This window comes from Delftia sp. WSY_7 (assembly GCF_043104845.1).
Taxonomy (GTDB): domain Bacteria; phylum Pseudomonadota; class Gammaproteobacteria; order Burkholderiales; family Burkholderiaceae_C; genus Comamonas; species Comamonas tsuruhatensis.
This window is the reverse complement of sequence record NZ_JBICLB010000055.1, coordinates 14,168-30,505: the sequence shown is the minus strand read 5'-3', so window position 1 is coordinate 30,505 and position 16,338 is coordinate 14,168. Positions and strand designations below refer to the sequence as shown.

Annotated in this window: 12 protein-coding genes and 1 tRNA gene; 7 read left to right on the top strand and 6 right to left on the bottom strand. The window is 68.6% G+C overall.

From position 1 onward, the window contains the following. Window positions 1-386: 386 nt before the first annotated feature. The 3 genes from ACF8ME_RS26870 (at window position 387) to ACF8ME_RS26860 (ending at window position 4,546) form a co-directional block, all read left to right on the top strand. The gene (locus ACF8ME_RS26870; protein WP_016449790.1) at window positions 387-1,874 is read left to right on the top strand and encodes a nucleobase:cation symporter-2 family protein; all 1,488 of its coding nucleotides are present in this window, start codon (window positions 387-389) and stop codon (window positions 1,872-1,874) included. Window positions 1,875-2,059: 185 nt separating this feature from the next. After that, window positions 2,060-4,357, top strand: coding sequence for an NADP-dependent malic enzyme (locus ACF8ME_RS26865; RefSeq protein ID WP_012204029.1), 2,298 nt, complete (start codon window positions 2,060-2,062; stop codon window positions 4,355-4,357). A 101-nt stretch (window positions 4,358-4,458) separates the two neighbouring features. Beyond that, window positions 4,459-4,546 (top strand) — tRNA-Ser (locus ACF8ME_RS26860). A 128-nt stretch (window positions 4,547-4,674) separates the two neighbouring features. Here ACF8ME_RS26860 and ACF8ME_RS26855 read toward each other — a convergent pair. The 5 genes from ACF8ME_RS26855 to ACF8ME_RS26835 all read right to left on the bottom strand — a co-directional run bounded on the left by ACF8ME_RS26855 (window position 4,675) and on the right by ACF8ME_RS26835 (window position 10,589). Then, the gene (locus tag ACF8ME_RS26855; protein WP_133073690.1) at window positions 4,675-5,652 is read right to left on the bottom strand and encodes a VOC family protein; all 978 of its coding nucleotides are present in this window, start codon (window positions 5,650-5,652) and stop codon (window positions 4,675-4,677) included. A gap of 76 nt (window positions 5,653-5,728) precedes the next feature. Beyond that, window positions 5,729-6,565 (bottom strand): fumarylacetoacetate hydrolase family protein, encoded by an 837-nt coding sequence (locus ACF8ME_RS26850; protein ID WP_392419020.1) that lies wholly within the window; start codon window positions 6,563-6,565, stop codon window positions 5,729-5,731. A gap of 90 nt (window positions 6,566-6,655) precedes the next feature. Beyond that, window positions 6,656-7,780: a porin gene (locus tag ACF8ME_RS26845; protein WP_392419018.1), complete on the bottom strand. Its 1,125-nt coding sequence runs from the start codon at window positions 7,778-7,780 to the stop codon at window positions 6,656-6,658. Window positions 7,781-7,924: 144 nt separating this feature from the next. After that, complete coding sequence (locus ACF8ME_RS26840; protein WP_392419015.1) at window positions 7,925-9,604, bottom strand: FAD-dependent monooxygenase; 1,680 nt, start codon at window positions 9,602-9,604, stop codon at window positions 7,925-7,927. Window positions 9,605-9,620: 16 nt separating this feature from the next. Beyond that, window positions 9,621-10,589, bottom strand: a complete 969-nt coding sequence (locus ACF8ME_RS26835) for a Bug family tripartite tricarboxylate transporter substrate binding protein (RefSeq protein ID WP_392419014.1) — start codon at window positions 10,587-10,589, stop codon at window positions 9,621-9,623. 226 nt (window positions 10,590-10,815) lie between these two features. On the opposite strand from ACF8ME_RS26835, the gene ACF8ME_RS26830 reads away from it, so the two are divergent. Further along, window positions 10,816-11,733: a LysR substrate-binding domain-containing protein gene (locus tag ACF8ME_RS26830; protein WP_392419012.1), complete on the top strand. Its 918-nt coding sequence runs from the start codon at window positions 10,816-10,818 to the stop codon at window positions 11,731-11,733. A gap of 191 nt (window positions 11,734-11,924) precedes the next feature. After that, window positions 11,925-13,457: an ArnT family glycosyltransferase gene (locus tag ACF8ME_RS26825; RefSeq protein ID WP_392419010.1), complete on the top strand. Its 1,533-nt coding sequence runs from the start codon at window positions 11,925-11,927 to the stop codon at window positions 13,455-13,457. 211 nt (window positions 13,458-13,668) lie between these two features. On the opposite strand, the gene ACF8ME_RS26820 is transcribed toward ACF8ME_RS26825, so the two are convergent. Continuing rightward, on the bottom strand, window positions 13,669-14,328 hold the full coding sequence (locus tag ACF8ME_RS26820; protein ID WP_013803729.1) for a TetR/AcrR family transcriptional regulator: 660 nt from the start codon (window positions 14,326-14,328) through the stop codon (window positions 13,669-13,671). A gap of 60 nt (window positions 14,329-14,388) precedes the next feature. On the opposite strand from ACF8ME_RS26820, the gene ACF8ME_RS26815 reads away from it, so the two are divergent. Continuing rightward, the gene (locus ACF8ME_RS26815; protein WP_392419008.1) at window positions 14,389-15,597 is read left to right on the top strand and encodes an arabinose transporter; all 1,209 of its coding nucleotides are present in this window, start codon (window positions 14,389-14,391) and stop codon (window positions 15,595-15,597) included. Further along, entirely contained in the window at window positions 15,590-16,336 is a 747-nt protein-coding gene (locus ACF8ME_RS26810) for a siderophore-interacting protein (protein ID WP_392419006.1), read from the top strand. The genes ACF8ME_RS26815 and ACF8ME_RS26810 overlap by 8 nt, the downstream gene beginning before the upstream one ends. The last annotated feature ends 2 nt before the right edge of the window (window positions 16,337-16,338 follow it).

Below are 16,338 nucleotides of genomic sequence, written 5' to 3'. Positions count from 1 at the left end.
CAAGGCCTGACCCCCAAGCCCGGCGCCGCCGGGCTTTTTTGCGTCCGGGCACCGCATCGGGGCGCGTGCACCTCCGCAGCCCATGCCGTGCACCCGAGCCGCGCCCGAACCACGCCCGAGCCGCGCCACAGCGGCCGCCAGGCACCAGCACGGTGCCTGTTGCTTGCTTGGCGCTTGCCTGGCGGCTGGCATCCATCTTGCAATGCACCATGGCACTCCCGCCCTGGCAGGCGATGCGCACCAAAACGGGTTGGCGCGACTGCCGCAACAGGGTTTACCGGGAGCAGAAATTTCCCATGATCTGTATACACTTTTTGTATGGATGTTGGTGCCAAACCCTGTCACGCCGGCGTCCGTTCCCATAAATCCCGAGGAGACAAATCCCCATGCAATCTTCCGTTCATCCCGTCGATGAGATGCTGCCCGCAGGCAAGCTCACGGCGCTGGGCCTGCAGCACGTTCTCGTGATGTATGCGGGCGCCGTGGCCGTGCCCCTGATCGTCGGCCGCGCACTCAACCTGCCGCCCGAGCAGGTGGCCCACCTGATCTCGGCCGACCTGTTTTGCTGCGGCCTGATCACGCTGATCCAGGCCATGGGCGCGACCCAGTGGTTCGGCATCAAGCTGCCCGTGATGATGGGCGTGACCTTCGCCAGCGTGGCGCCCATGGTGTCCATGGCGCAGACCACGGGCGGTTCGGCGGGGGCGGGGCTGATCTTCGGCTCGGTGATCGGGGCGGGGATCGTATCCATCCTCATCGCCCCGCTGATCAGCCGCATGCTGCGCTTTTTCCCGCCCGTGGTGACCGGCACCATCATTGCCGTCATCGGCATCAGCCTGATGCGCGTGGGCGTGAACTGGATCTTCGGCAACCCCGTCGGCCCCACCGCGCCCAGCGTGCCCAACCCCGAGCACCTGAAATGGCTGGCCGACGCCCAGGCCACGGCCGGCGCGCCAGGCTCCTCGCTGCCGCCCGTGCCCAAGGGCTTCGCGGTCGTGCCCACCATTCCCAACCCCAAGTACGGCGACCTGACCGGCGTGGGCATCTCGGCCATCGTGCTGCTGTCCATCCTGCTGATCGCGCGCTTTGCCAAGGGCTTCCTGGCCAACGTCTCGGTGCTCATGGGCATCCTGATCGGCGGCGTGCTGTCCGTGGCCATGGGCCTGATGGACTTCAGCAAGGTCGCCAAGGCCGAATGGTTCACGATGGTGCTGCCCTTCGAAATCGCCACGCCGGTGTTCGACCCCATCCTCATCCTCACCATGAGCCTGGTGATGGTGGTGGTGATGATCGAGTCCACCGGCATGTTCCTGGCCCTGGGCGACATGACCGATCGCAAGATCAGCCAGGACGAGCTGACCCGCGGCCTGCGCACCGACGGCCTGGGCACGCTGATCGGCGGCATCTTCAACACCTTCCCCTACACCAGCTTCTCGCAGAACGTGGGCCTGGTCGCCGTCACCGGCGTCAAGAGCCGCTGGGTCTGCGTGGCCGGCGGCGTGATCCTGATCGTGCTGGGCGTGCTGCCCAAGATGGGCGCCCTGGTCGAGTCCCTGCCCACCGTGGTGCTGGGCGGCGCGGGCCTGGTGATGTTCGGCATGGTGGCCTCCACCGGCATCCGCATCCTGAGCAACGTGGATTTCCAGACCAACCGCAACAACGCCATGATCGTCGCCGTGTCCATCGGCGTGGGCATGATTCCGCTGGTGGCGCCGAATTTCCGCCAATGGATGCCCCACGGCATTCATCCGTTGATCGAATCCGGTATCCTGCTGGCCTCGATTACCGCGGTGGCATTGAACATTTTCTTCAACGGAGCCAGCAGCGACACCTCTGCTGCCGTCCGGGCCGCACGCCAGGCAGACGCCCACTGATGAAACAGTGCCCGCCCTGGCGGGCACGCCCAACAACCGCCCGGCCTACCCGCCGGGCCGTGCGCCCCCTGCCGTCCATAGGCGCCAGGGGGCTTGTTGTCGAAATCCCTGAGGCAAAACTGTCCTGACCCTCATAGGCTGTAGCTATCCGGTAAGCTCCGAGAGCATTTGCAGAGAATTCCTGTATGACCCAAAACCTGTCCAACGCCGAACAAGCCCTGCGCGACGCAGCCCGCGAATACCATCGCAGCCCCAACAAGGGCAAGATCTCCGTCACGCCCACCAAGCCCTTGTCCAACCAGCGCGACCTGTCGCTGGCCTATTCGCCCGGCGTGGCCTACCCCTGCCTGGACATCCAGGCCGACCCCTCGCTGGCCGCCGAATACACGGCGCGCGGCAACCTGGTCGGCGTCATCACCAACGGCACGGCCGTGCTGGGCCTGGGTGACATCGGCCCGCTGGCCGGCAAGCCGGTGATGGAAGGCAAGGGCTGCCTGTTCAAGAAGTTCGCCGGCGTCGACGTGTTCGACATCGAACTGGCCGAGCGCGATCCGGACAAGCTGATCGAGATCATCGCCTCGCTCGAACCCACGCTGGGCGGCATCAACCTCGAGGACATCAAGGCGCCCGAGTGCTTCTACATCGAGCAGGAGCTGTCCAAGCGCATGAACATCCCCGTGTTCCATGACGACCAGCACGGCACGGCCATCATCTCCAGCGCCGCCCTGCTCAACGGGCTGGAGCTGGTGGACAAGCAGATCGGCAACGTCAAGATCGCCGTCTCCGGCGCCGGCGCCGCCGCCATCGCCTGCGTGAACGTGATGGTGGGCCTGGGCGTCAAGCGCGAAAACGTCTTCATGTGCGACTCCAAGGGCGTGATCTACGAAGGCCGCCCCGGTGGCCTGGACGCCTCCAAGGCCCAGTACGCGCAAAAGACGGACGCCCGCACCCTGGCCGATGCCGTCAAGGACGCCGACGTCTTCCTGGGCTGCTCGGCTCCCGGCGTGCTCACTGCCGACATGGTCAAGACCATGGCCGACAAGCCCATCATCCTGGCCCTGGCCAACCCCGAACCCGAGATCCGCCCCGAGCTGGCCAAGGCCGTGCGCCCGGACTGCATCATGGCCACGGGCCGCTCGGACTACCCCAACCAGGTCAACAACGTCCTGTGCTTCCCCTACATCTTCCGTGGCGCGCTGGACTGCGGCGCCACCAAGATCACCGAAGCCATGAAGCTGGCCTGCGTGCGCGAAATCGCCGCACTGGCCAAGCAGGACGTCAGCGATGAAGTCGCCGCCGCCTACCAGGGCAAGGAGCTGAAGTTCGGCCCCGACTACCTGATCCCCACGCCCTTCGACACCCGCCTGATCCTGCGCATCGCGCCGGCCGTGGCCAAGGCTGCCGAAGAGTCCGGTGTCGCCACCCGCCCCATCGCCGACTACGACGCCTACCGCGAGAGCCTGACCCGCTTCGTCTACCAGACCAGCATGTTCATGCGTCCGGTGTTCGCCGCCGCCAAGGCCAACCAGCAGCGCGTGGCCTATGCCGAAGGCGAAGACGAGCGCGTGCTGCGCGCCGCCCAGGTCGCCGTCGATGACGGCCTGGCCAAGCCCATCCTGATCGGCCGCCCCGCCGTGATCGAGGCCCGCATCGCCAAGGCCGGCCTGCGCCTGGTGCTGGGCAAGGACGTGGAGATCTGCAACCCCGAGGACGATCCGCGCTTCCGCCAGTACTGGGAAACCTACCACCGCCTGATGGGCCGCAACGGCGTCACGCCCGAGACCGCCAAGGCCGCCGTGCGCCGCTCCAACACGCTGATCGCCGCGCTCATGGTCCACCTGGGCGATGCCGACGCCATGCTCTGCGGCCTGGTCGGCAAGTTCGACAGCCACCTGGCCCATGTGCGCGACGTGCTCGGCCTCAAGCAAGGCGCTGGCGAGTTCGCCACCGTCAACGCCGTGATGCTGGACAGCGGCACGCTGTTCATCGCCGACACCTACATCAACGAGGCGCCCAACGCCACCGAGCTGGCCGACATCGCCCGCCTGGCGGCCGAGGAAGTGGCCCGCTTCGGCCTGCCGCCCAAGGTGGCCTTCCTGTCGCACAGCAACTACGGCTCGTCCAGCCGCCCCTCGGCGCTGAAGATGCGCGCCGCGCGCGACCTGTTCGCCGCCGCCAACCCCGACGTGGAATGCGATGGCGAAATGCACGGCGACTCCGCCCTGTCCGAAGCCATCCGCGACCGCGCCCTGCTCGAGTCCTCGCTGCACGGCGAGGCCAACGTGCTGATCTGCCCCAACCTGGACGCCGCGAACATCCTGTTCAACGTGCTCAAGACCACGGGCGGCCACGGCACGACCATCGGCCCCATCCTGCTGGGCGGCGCCGCGGCAGCCCACGTGCTGACCCCCTCCGCCACCGTGCGCCGCGTGGTCAACATGACGGCCCTGGCCGCAGCCCAGGCCATCGCTGCCCGCGGCTGATCCGCGCCGCACCCAAAAAAGGCGCCCCTTCACAGGGGCGCCTTTTTTACGCCCCCTGCCCCGGCAGGAGCGGCCTAAGCCCGGCTAGAATACGCAGCTTCGGAGGTTTGGGTGAGTGGTTTAAACCAGCAGTCTTGAAAACTGCCGACGGGCAACCGTCCGTGAGTTCGAATCTCACAGCCTCCGCCAGATAGCCATATAAATCAATAGGTTACAAGGCACAAAAGAGCAATACCCACAGAAGTGCCCACATAAAAAAGCGCCCCGATGCCGCAAGGCAGCGGGGCGTTCCTGCGTCTGGGGCATTGGCGGGCGCCTCAGCGTGGCGGCTCGTGGTTGGTGACGAAGTCGGCGGGCACGTCCGGCCCCCAGACGTAGAGCGAATCCTCGGGAGGATGGTCGGCCGCAGGCCACACCGCGCCCGCCTCGACAAAGTCGATGTCGCAGGAGTACTCGGCGAAGCTGCCCCAGGGATCGCGCACATAGCGAAAGAAGTTGGAGCCCAGCACATGCCTGCCCACGCCCCAGCCCTGCGCATAGCCCGCCTCGGCCATCTGCCGGGCGCCGCTGCCCACGGCGTCGACAGAAGGCACGCACCAGCTGCTGTGGTGCAGGCCGGGTCCATGCGATGCGGCCAGTGCCAGCAGGTGGTGGTCGCTGCCGTGCGGGCTGTGAAGGAAGGCGATGACCGAGCCCGAGCGGTCCGAGAGCCTGAGTCCCAGCACCTCGGTGTAGAACGCCAGCGCGGCATCCACGTCGGCGCAGAACAAAAGCACATGCGACAGGTGCAGCGGCCGGATCTGCGGCATGAGGCTGCGAGCCGGCGCGCGGCCGGCATTGCGGCAGGCCGGCGGCAGCACGTGCGGTGCGGGCGCCGACGGAGAGCTCTTGGCGGCTGCACGCAGCTGGATGGGCACCCCGTCGGGGCTGGCGATCCAGATACCGTCGGTCTGCGCACCGGCCGGCGCAGGAATGCGTGCGATCCCCGCGCCGTCGATCCGGTGCGAGAAGGCATCGAGATCGGCCGCATGGATGCCCAGGCTCAGCCACTGCAGCCTCTTGTGCGTTGCGGCCTCCAGCACCCGCGCCCAGCGGTGGGGATGCCCGTAGGTGTGCAGCGCCAGCGCGCCGTCGATGTCGCGCACCTCGAGCCCGAAACTGGCGTAGAAATGCCGCGCCGCTTCGAGATCGGGCACGCTGAAGACGAACTCATCGATCGAATGCACGGCCGGCTGCCCGGCCGCGCCGGACGGCGTTCCAGGTGTCGTTCCAGATGGCGTGGGAAGGCCGCTCATGGTGTCCCCTCCTTTGCATGTTCACTGTGCGAAGACCGGCGGACGCCGCCACGCGGCCGGTGGGCGGGCAAGGCCATCACCGCACCCGCTGGAGCTGCCGCCCAAGAACCCCGCCGTCCAGCGACATGACATCGCCGGACTTCAGGAAACGGGGCGGCTTCATGCCCAGGCCGACACCTTTGGGCGTGCCGGTGATGACAAGGTCGCCGGGCAGCAGCGTCATGAACTGGCTCAGATAGGACACGAGATAGGCCACCGGAAAAATCATGTCTGCCGTGCTGCTGCGCTGCATGACCTCGCCGTTGACGGACAGCGTCAGTTCGATGGCCTGGGGGTCGGGCAGCTCGTCGGCCGTGACCAGCCACGGCCCGACCGGGCCGAAGCCATCGAAGCTCTTGCCCTTGCCCCACTGGCCGTTGCGCTTGATCTGCCAGTCACGCTCGGAGATGTCGTTGGCCAGCAGGTAGCCGGCCACATGCGCGAGCGCACCTTCCACGGGGATGCGGCTTGCGCGCGTGCCGATCACAAAGCCCAGTTCGATCTCCCAGTCGGTGGCAACCGACGCTTCGGGCAGGCGCACCTCGTCGTCCGGCCCGGCCAGCGATGAAAGCGCCTTGTGAAAGACCACGGGCTCCTTCGGAATGTCGAGACCCGACTCCTCGGCATGCCGCCGGTAGTTGAGCCCGATGGCAACGAACTGGCGCGTGCCGGCGACAGGGGCGCCCAGGCGGCTGCCATGCGCCACCAGCGGCAACCGCTGCAGATCGACGGCGGCCAGCGCGGCCAGCCTGCCGGGCGCCATCCACTCGGGCGTGAAATCGGGCACCAGGTCCGACAGGTCGCGCGCCTGGCCTTGGGAATCGATGGCGCCGGGCTTCTCGCAGCCGCTGGCGCCGTGGCGTATCAGTTTCATGGTCTGTCTCCTGGAACGGGAAGTGGGAAGTGGAAAGTGGGAAGGAAATGGCTCGGGACGCGGACGCGGGCCCTGCATGCGGGTTGAGCCTCAGAAGCTATGCCGCACGCCGGCAGCGAAGCCGTTCTGCGAACGCCCGGGGGCGGGCGCGGCGCCTGGCGCCGCATTGCTGACCGACAGCGCAAGTGCTCCCTCGTTGGACAGATGCCCTGCGGTCGCATACAGCGTGGTGCGCTTGGACAGCGAATACCGGGCCCGCAGGGCAAAGAGCCGGGCCCCGTCGTCGCTTCGCCTGAAACGCAGATCCAAGGCCTGCGCATCGAGGGTCAGGGCCGGTGTGACGGCGACACTGGCGCCCAGGTACCAGAGATCGCTGCGTGGCGCGTCGGGACGGCCGTCGTTGTGGCGGGCAATGACCCCGGCACCGAGCTTCCATGCCCCCCAGCGCACCCATCCCGCGGCGGTGGAGCGACGGTCCTTGCGCGCGCTGCTGGTCAGGCCTGCGAACGCGCCGGGGCCTCCACGGATTTCATCGACGGCCAGCGCGATGCCCCAGGCCTTGGCCTCGTACTTGAGCATTGCCGACCATTGCCGGCAGGCGCTGGAGTCGCCCTGCTGCTCGCCGGGGCAGTTGGTTCCCGCGGGACCGGGGCCCGCATTGACGGCATCACGGCCCAGGCTGTAGGTTGCGCCGACGGTGAAGCCGCCAAGGCCGGCGCGCCACGCAAGCGCGTTGTCCGCGCGCGCATTGGGCAGGTAGCTGTCCAGCGATGCCGCGCCGTAGGCATTCGGGCCGAGGATGTCCGCATCGAGCTGGGACCAGTACAGCATGGTGTACTGGCGCCCCAGTGTGAGGCTGCCCCAGTCGCCGGACAGGCCGACGAAGGCCTGGCGCCCCCAGGCGCGCCCGCCCTGGTTCAGCACGCCCGCGTCGAGCGCCAGGCCCTGCTCCATCGTGAACAGGGCACGCAGGCCGCCGCCCAGGTCTTCCGAGCCGCGCAGGCCGATGCGCGACGGCACGCTGCCGGTGAGGCCCGGCATCCGGTTCAGCGAAGCGCCTCCCTGGCCCACATCGGTCAGGTGCTCGACGGATGCATCGATCAGGCCATAGAGCGTGACGCCCTGGGCCAGGGCGGGTGCCGAGGGCACGGCAGCGGCACCGGCCTGGCATAGCGCGGATAGCGCGGCGCGAACAGGAAAGGAGGGGTGTGGCATGTTGCCTCCTGAAAGTGATGGATGTCGGCAAGGACGGCGAAAGCGCAGACTCAGGCGCAGGCCGGCGTCCCCCGGCCGGACTGGCCAGGGTCAGGAACGCGAAAGGCCGGATGGCCCGGGGGCAGGCGGCCGGATGGGCCGGGGCTAGCCGGGCCCCACCGGCGGGATGCGATGGCCCAGCGCCAGCGCCAGGACCTCGGTCGGCGGCGCCGCACCGTCGCCGCGCCAGGCGATGTGGTGGTCCGGGCGGATCAGGACGCGGTCGGCGCCATACAGCGCACGCGTCTGCCCGTCTTCGCTCCTCACCACATCCAGCCCGATGCCGTATTGCGCAGCAGCCTGCCTCCAGGGCTCCAGCCCGTCCGGGCCGTCCGGGCCGTCCGGGTCGAATGCGAGCAGTGTGAAATCGCGTCCGAAGTCATCGAGCAGGGACCGGTCCGGCCCCGTTGCCACATGCGGAGCGCGCGTGCCGGGATAGCCGCCAGGCAGGTAGCGGTTGGGCTCGTCCGGCGGGGGCTCGGCCAGCTCCCGGGCGACGACGGGGCTGTCGGCATAGCGCAGGCCCAGTTGCAGCCCCGGGATGTTGAACTCGCGCGCCACATGCTCCGAAAGTGCCTGCCCGAGCGCATGGCGGGCGCTGTCGCCCGCGGGCCCCTCCTGCTCCACTGCAGCCGTGACCGGCAGGCATCCGATGCTGTCGGCCATGCTGCGTGCAAAACGGGTGTTGCGCTGGGCGATCGGCCGCCGCTCGGCCTCATAGCTGTCCAGCAGCGCCGGGCCGGCCGCCCCCTGGATGGCCGCCGCCAGCTTCCAGCCCAGGTTCACGACGTCGTCCACGCTGGTGTTGTAGCCCATGCCGCCCGTGGGCGTGAACAGGTGCGCCGCATCGCCGGCGATGAACATCCTGCCGTGCCGCAGGCGCTCGGCCACCAGGGCATAGCCCGCGTTCCAGGGGGTCAGCGCGATCAGCTCGTGCGCAAAAGGCCGGCCGACGACGGCCTGCAGCGCCTGCTGCGGATGGAAATCGGCAGGCTGGGTGCCTTGGGGCAGCTGCACGATCAGCACGAACCGGTCCACGCCGTCGATGGCGCACAGCAGGCCGCGCTGCCCGGGACCGACGGCCCAGTACTGCCAGGCCCTGGGCTTGCCGATCAGCCCGTACAGACCGGGAGCGCGGAAGTAGATGGACATCATCGGGCCGCCCAGGAAGTCCCGCCGCTCGCTGCCATGGCCTGCGTAGACGACGCCCATGGCCTGGCGGACCAGGCTGCGCGGCCCGTCGCAGCCGACCACATAGGCGGCCTGCAGCAACTCGGTACGGCCCGTGTCCGGCTCGCGGCATTCGATCTGGACTGCGCAACCGGTGTCCCGCACCGCCTCGGCCCTCAGGCCAAAACGCAGCACGGCGCTGGCATGGCGTTCGGCCTGCGCCCTGAGCACGGGCTCGATGAACATCTGCTGCGCCCGATGCGGCAGCTCGGGCGTGGGCCAGGCCTGTTCCCCGTAGTCGCCATAGGCCGTGCCCGAGACGGCCTCCTCGGCAGAGGGAATGCGAAAGCGCGCCAGCTCGGGCCCCGTGAGCCGCGTGCAATAGACGACGTCCTGGGGGTGCGAGGGCGGCAGGCCCAGCCTGCGCACCTGGTCGGCAAAGCCCCGGCGGCGGTAATGCTCCATGGTCCGGGACGAGGTGGCATTGGCCTTGGGCAGCGTCGGCGGCCCGCTGCGCTCCTCGATCAGCACGCACGGTATGTCCCTGCAGCCCAGCTCGATGGCCAGCATCAGACCCGCAGGCCCTCCTCCGATGATCGCAACTTCGGTCTTCATGGCGTCTCCCCGGGGCTCAATCGACGGTCACCTTGACGCGGCGCAGCACTTGGGCATAGCGCTCGCGGTCGGCCTGCATGAGGTCGGCAACCTGCCTTGCGGGGCCGATGCTGGTGAAGAAGCCGAAACCGGCCAGGCGATCCCTGACGTCAGGCGCGGACAGGGCCCGGTTCACCGCCTCGTTGATGCGCTCGGCGACGGCCGGCGGCGTGCCCTTGGGCGCCATGAGCGCAACCCAGGTCAGCGCATCGATGCCGGCCGGGCCACCGGCCTCCTGCACGGTCGGCACATCGGGCAGCGCCGGGGAACGCTGGCTGTCCGCCACGGCAAGAAAGCGCAGCTTGCCAGCCTGCTGCAGGGGGCCGGACGTCGCAATGCTGCCGTAAGCCCAGTCCACCTCGCCCGTCGACACGGCGGCGTACAGCTGCGAAGTCTCCTTGTAGGGGACATGCATCATTTCGGCACCCATGGCGGTCGCGGCCCGGGCCGCGCCCAGATGCAGCGGCCCGCCCACCGCATTGGAGCCATAGGTCATGCCGGGCTTGCGCCGCGCCGCCGCCATCAGTTCGGCCAGGCTGTGGAAGGGGCTTTGCGCGCCGACCACGACGAAGAAGGCGGTCTTGTAGAGCAGCGCCACCGGCGTCAGTTCGCTTTGCGGGTCATAGGCCAGCTTGCGCAAGACCAGCGGATTGATGGACAAGTGGCCTACGTCCACCACCACCAGGTCGTTGCCCGTGGGCGGCGCGTTCTTCATCGCATTGATGGCCACCACGCCGGCCCCACCCGGCCTGGGGTCGACGACGACCGGCTGCCTCCATTGCGCCGAGAGCTTGTCGGCGACCAGCCGGGCCACCACGTCGGGGCCGCTGCCCGCGGGAAAGGCGCTGGTGATGCGCACCGTTCCGCCGGCGGCCGTCTGCGCGGCGACGGAGCCCGCCGCCAGGGTTGCCAGCGCACAGGCGCCGGCCCATTTCCTCATGCTCATGCTGCTTGTCTCCTATGGGTCGCCGGGCTGCGCCGACGTTATGGAGGGCATGCTAGGTCTGGCAGGCCGGCTGCGGCAGAGGGCAGAAACGCCTCAGCGATGCATGGCTGTTATCACTGGAGCGTTCCGCAGCGGCTCAGGCGCGGCGGAGCCCGCGTGCACGGCCCCTGCGGGAAATCCCCTGGCCTTGGCGCGCTCGGAAACGGGCATAAACACGCTCCGACCGATGCCCAAACTTCATCACCTTCGCAATTTCGTCGCCGTTGCTCGGGCACGCAGCCTGCGCAGCGCCGCCCGCAGCCTGGGCCTGACCCAGCCGGCACTGACGCGCAGCGTGCGCGAGCTGGAAGCCGAGCTCGGCGTGGCGCTGTTCCAGCGCCATGCGCGCGGGGTATCGCTGACCGTGGCGGGCGAGCGATTCCTGCTGCGCGCGCAGGCCGCGCTCGAGGAACTGCGTCGCGGCAGCGAGGAGGCCGCCCAGGCGCGCGGCGAAATGCAGGGCCATGTCGCCGTCGCTCTGTCCAGCGCCCCCGTGCTGTCGCTGCTGGCCCGCGCCTATGCCCAGTTCCGGCGCGACTGGCCGGATGTGCACCTGCGTTTCGTCGAAGGCCTGTTCCCGGCCATCGAGCCGGCGCTGCGCGACGGCCGGCTGGACTTCTATCTGGGCCCCCGGCCCGAGAGGCAATTGAGCGCCAGCTACCAGGTGGCCCTGGTTCACCGCAACGAGCGTGTCGTGCTGGCCCGCCGCGGCCATCCGCTGCGCACCGCCGGCAGCCTGCAGGCGTTGCTGGAGGCGGACTGGATCGTCACCGGCCTGCGCGAGCGCCGCGAGGAAGAATTCGAGGAGCAGTTCTCCGCGCTCGGCCTGCGCAGCCCGCGCGTGGTGACGGTCGCCGAATCGTTGATGGCCCTGCTGGCGCTGTTGGCCAGCAGCGACGCCCTCGCCTTCTTGCCGCGCCAGTGGGCCGATACGCCCCTCTTCAACGGTGTACTGGAGCCCATTGCCGTGCGCGAGAGCCTGATGGCACCCGACATCGTGCAGGTCACGCGTGCTGCGCTGCCTCTGACGCCCGCCGCGGAACGCCTGTCGATGCTGCTGCTGCGCGCGGCAGTCCACGACTTCGGCGAGCCGGCCGGCGCCTGAGCCGCGGCCGGCGTCTCCACAATATCTTCACACAATCTTTACATTGAATTGACCAGGCAGACATATTCTGCCGGACTCATAGCGCCTCGCGTAAGCCAAGAGTCCGTAGCCAACGCTGAAGCTACCGTTCGACCGCCTTCCTGGGAATTTCCCCTGTGCCAGCGCACTTGTCATCGCCGCTGGCATTTCCTATGACCCATCCCGTCCCCTCACAAGCAGCGAGCACGATCACGCGAAGCGCTCCGCTGGCCATGCCCGCACCGTCGCTTTCCCTGGACATCAAGGTCCTCATCGGCCTCCTTCTCTTTACGGTGGTCTGGCTGCTGCAGATCGACAGCTCCAGCCTCACGGCACCCAAGGACAACCTCGAGCAGCTGACCTGGGTGCACAGCCTGGAGTGGGGCTACTACAAGCATCCACCGCTGCCGACCTGGATGTTCTCGGTGCCGGTCAATGTGTTCGGACTGTCTGCCCGCACCAGCTATGTGACGGGCGCGCTTTTCACGCTGGCCGGCCTGTTTGTCTTCTGGAAGCTGATGCAGACCTTGCGCGGCAGCCGCCATGCCACGCTGGCCCTGCTGGCGGCCCTGTGCATCACCTACTACAACGAGCGGCTGCACTTCTTCAACCATGAAGTGGTGCTGATGCCCTTCTTCGTGGCCAGTGCCCTGCTGGTGTGGCGTGCGGTGGGCAGCAGGCAACTGCACTGGTGGGCGGCCCTGGGCTGCTGCCTGGGCCTGGGCGCACTGGCCAAGTACCAGATGATCCTGGCCGCCGTGGCGGTATTCCTGTTCTGGCTGGCGTCAGGCGCCTGGCGCGAGCGGGTCCATGTCATCGGCCTGGCACTGGCCGCTGCCATTTCGCTGGCCATCATCTCGCCGCACCTGTACTGGCTGTTCCTGAACGACTTCGGCCCCATCCGCTATGCCACCGAATCCTCGCTGGGCGCCAGCCTGGGCGGCGGCGCAAGACTGCTCAATACGCTGCACTGGCTGGTCGACCAGCTGCTCAACCGCGCATTGCTGGCCTGGGTGCTGCTGGGACTGGTGATGGCATTGCACCGCCGCAACCGCCTTGCGCCGCAGGACACACCGCAGCGTCCCGGGACAGCCGATGCATCGCGCGCGCTGATCCTGTGCTTTGGCCTCACGCCCATCGTGCTGACCTGCGCCATCGGCATCTTTGCGGGCTCGTCGCTGCAGCTGCACTGGGGCACGCCCTTTCTGCTGCTGGCCGTTCCCGTCGCCATGGAGCTGGCCGGTGCCAGGCTGCAGCCGTCGCGCATATCGATCACCACCGCCATCAAGTGCTTCGTGGCGCTTCAACTGGCCTTGCTGCTCGTGGCCCAGATGACCTCGGCGCGCAGTGAACTGCGGCTTAACAGCCGGCACTGGAGAAACTTCGATTCAAAGGCCTTGAGCCAGGCGCTTGCCGAACCCGCGCGCGAGGCACTGGGAGGCGACATCCGCGTGATCTCAGGCCCCACGGCCGAGGCCAAGGCCCTGGCCCTGAAGCTGCGCGAAAAGCCGCTGGTGCTGATCGATGGCCGCATGGACATCAGCCCCTGGATTTCCCAGCACATGGTGGATGCCTGCGGGGTGCTGCATCTGCAGCTGGCGGCATCGCAGCCGCCCGGCCACCAGCCGGTGGGCGAAGGCTTTCCCTCCCTTTACTGGCGTGTCACCCCGCCGCAGGAGGATGCGGGCAACTGCGTCGAAAGCTGAACGAATACGCTGCTTGCCGGCCGCGCCTGTCGGCATTGCACGATTCCAGTGCTGAGAATCTCCACCGTGCCCATGAAATCCCCTTGCGAAGAACTCATGGACATGCTGGGCCAGCCCTATGACGCCGGCGAAGTGGCCCGACTGCTTGGCCCATTCGATCCGGAGGTCTTCGCGCCCTGAGGACCTGGCGGCCAAATCGCTCCTTGCATCCTCAACCCAGGGCAGGCGCTCGCAGATACCCCATCAGCACCTGCACGATGCCATCCTCCAGGGCCTGGGGGGTGAACATGGCCGGTGGATCGATGACGGCGGCATGCACCAGGGACTCCATGGTCTGCAGCAGCATCCAGGTGGCCAGGTCCAGGTCGCGGTGGGCGAGCTGACTGCGGTGCAGCTCCAGGAGCTGGCGCACCTGGCGGAAGATGCCGCCATCGGCCGCGCTTTGCTCGCGCGGCGCGTCGAAGAAGGGGAATTCCTTTTCCAGCACCCGGTGCAGATCGGGCTCGACCCGGTGCGCCGCCAGCAGCGCCCGGACCATGGCCTGCACATGGCCTTGCAGGCCCTGCGGCCGCTCTGCCGCAAGCACGGCGGCAATGGCCGCGTACATCTGCGCGGCGTGGCGCTCGTGCAAGGCCGTGATCAGCGAGTCCTTGTTGGGAAAGTACTGGTAGAGCGAACCCACGCTCACGCCTGCGCGCTCGGCCACCAGATTGGTGTTGGTGGCGGCATAGCCGCGCTCGGCCAGAACGCGAGCCGCAGCTTCCAGAATGGCCTCGACCGTGGCAAGGGAACGCGCCTGCCGTGGCTGCTTGCGGGGCTGGGGCGGCTGGCGCTGCGCCGCCTGCGAATGCGAGTTTTCAATGCGAGCCATGGCTCATATTCTCCTGGACATGTGATCTGAGTTTTTACTCGTATTTGAAAGGGAATGCACATGTCTTCCGGAATTTCGCCATCTGCGACCGCGTCGCCGCCGGTGAATGCATTCGCGCGGCTGCTGCCGCTGACGCTGGCGGTCTTCGTCAGCTTTCTCTGCCTGGGCATGCCCATGCCCGTGCTGCCCCTGCACCTGAGCCAGACCCTGGGACTGGGCACGCTGGGGGTGGGCACGGTGATGGGCTGCCAGTTCGCGGCCGCCCTGCTGTCGCGGGCCTGGGCCGGGTCGCTGGCCGACACGCGCGGCGCCAGGCAGGCCGTGGTGCTGGGCATGGCGCTGGCGGCCGTTTCGGGCCTGGCCTACCTGATGTCACGCGCCTTCGAGGGAGGGCCGGCCGCAGTCTGGGTGCTGGCCGCCGGCCGCGTGCTGCTGGGCTGCGCCGAGAGCCTGATCATCACCGGGGCCTTGAGCTGGGGCGTGGGCATGATCGGTCCGCAAAACGCCGGCAAGGTCATGGCCTGGGTGGGCATTGCCATGTACGGCGCCTATGCGGCGGGCGCGCCGGCCGGCGTGGCGGTGCAGGCGGCCTGGGGCTACTCCGGCATTGCCGTGGCCACCATCGTGCTGCCGCTGGCCGCCCTGGCCATGGTCTGGGGCCTGCGCGCCACGCCGGCTTCGGCCCAGCGCCGCACGCCGTTCTACAAGGTGCTGGGCACGGTATGGCTTCCCGGCCTGGGGCTGGCCCTGTCCAGCGTGGGCTTTGGCGTGATCACGACCTTTGCAGCGCTGCTGTTCGCATCGCGGGGCTGGGGAGCGGCCTCGCTGGCCTTCACGGCCTTCGGCCTGGCCTTCATCGGCGCGCGCCTGCTCTTCGGCCATCTGCCGGACAAGCTGGGCGGCGTGCGGGTGGCACTGGCCAGCATTCCGCTGGAAGCCGCCGGCCTGCTGCTGATCTGGGGCGGGGGCGATGCGCCATGGGCCTATGCAGGCGCCGCGCTCACCGGCTTCGGCTACTCGCTGGCCTTCCCGGCCTTCGGCGTGGAGGCCGTCCGCCGGGCGCCTGCCCAGGCACGCGGCGCGGCCATGGGCGCCTATGTGGCCTTCTTCGACCTGTCGATGGGGCTGACGGCCCCTGCCGCCGGGCTGCTGGCCAGTGTTACGGGCGTCGGAGACGTGTATTTCGCCGCCGCCGTGAGCGTGGCGCTGTCCATCGCCGTGGCCTTGCTGCTGCGCTTGAACGCAGCCCGGGGAGCCACCCATGGCTGAGCCGATTCACATGCCTGCCGGCACGCAGCGCGCGCTGGGCACCGTGGTGAAGGCGCAATCCGTCACGCCGCGCATGCGCCGCATCACGCTGGGTGGCGAGCAGATCGCCGCCTTCTCGCGGGCGCCTGCCGTGGATGCGCCCGCCGCCTGGGTCAAGCTGTTCCTGCCCACGGGCGAGGGCCGGGCGTACACGCTGCGCAGCGTGGACCGCCAGGCCGGCACGCTGGACATTGACCTGGTACTGCATGGCGATGCGTTCAATGCCAAGCATGAGAACAACACCTCCGCTGGCGGCGACGGCCCCGCCTCCCTCTGGGCAGCCCAGGCCCGCGTGGGCGAGCAGGTGGCCATTGCCGGCCCGCGCAGCGGCGGCTTCGCCCCGCCGGCCGGCACCGATTGGCTCATGCTGGCGGGCGATGGCTCGGCACTGCCGGCCATGCAATCGATCGCGGCAAGCCTGCCGTCCTCCGCCCGGGTGAAGGCCTACGTGGAAATCACCGATGACGGCGAATGCCAGCCCATGGACAGCGCTGCCCGCTTGCGCACCGAGTGGATCACCGCCGCGCCGGGCCAGCCTGGGCAGAGGCTGTGCCAGCGGCTGATGTACCGGCCGCTGCCGCCGGGCAACGGCTATCTGTGGATGGCGGGCGAGTCCGGCGCCATGCGTGCGCTGAAGCGGCATTTCCTGGACCGTGGCATCGCACCCGGCCAGCTGAGCGCCAAGGGCTACTGGAAGTAGCG

Excerpts from the sequence above, each read along its gene's own strand:
- ACF8ME_RS26870 (WP_016449790.1), top strand. The coding sequence starts at position 387 with ATGCAATCTTCCGTTCATCCCGTCGATGAGATGCTGCCCGCAGGCAAG.
- ACF8ME_RS26865 (WP_012204029.1), top strand. The coding sequence starts at position 2,060 with ATGACCCAAAACCTGTCCAACGCCGAACAAGCCCTGCGCGACGCAGCC.
- ACF8ME_RS26855 (WP_133073690.1), bottom strand. The coding sequence starts at position 5,652 with ATGAGCGGCCTTCCCACGCCATCTGGAACGACACCTGGAACGCCGTCC.
- ACF8ME_RS26850 (WP_392419020.1), bottom strand. The coding sequence starts at position 6,565 with ATGAAACTGATACGCCACGGCGCCAGCGGCTGCGAGAAGCCCGGCGCC.
- ACF8ME_RS26845 (WP_392419018.1), bottom strand. The coding sequence starts at position 7,780 with ATGCCACACCCCTCCTTTCCTGTTCGCGCCGCGCTATCCGCGCTATGC.
- ACF8ME_RS26840 (WP_392419015.1), bottom strand. The coding sequence starts at position 9,604 with ATGAAGACCGAAGTTGCGATCATCGGAGGAGGGCCTGCGGGTCTGATG.
- ACF8ME_RS26835 (WP_392419014.1), bottom strand. The coding sequence starts at position 10,589 with ATGAGCATGAGGAAATGGGCCGGCGCCTGTGCGCTGGCAACCCTGGCG.
- ACF8ME_RS26830 (WP_392419012.1), top strand. The coding sequence starts at position 10,816 with ATGCCCAAACTTCATCACCTTCGCAATTTCGTCGCCGTTGCTCGGGCA.
- ACF8ME_RS26825 (WP_392419010.1), top strand. The coding sequence starts at position 11,925 with ATGACCCATCCCGTCCCCTCACAAGCAGCGAGCACGATCACGCGAAGC.
- ACF8ME_RS26820 (WP_013803729.1), bottom strand. The coding sequence starts at position 14,328 with ATGGCTCGCATTGAAAACTCGCATTCGCAGGCGGCGCAGCGCCAGCCG.
- ACF8ME_RS26815 (WP_392419008.1), top strand. The coding sequence starts at position 14,389 with ATGTCTTCCGGAATTTCGCCATCTGCGACCGCGTCGCCGCCGGTGAAT.
- ACF8ME_RS26810 (WP_392419006.1), top strand. The coding sequence starts at position 15,590 with ATGGCTGAGCCGATTCACATGCCTGCCGGCACGCAGCGCGCGCTGGGC.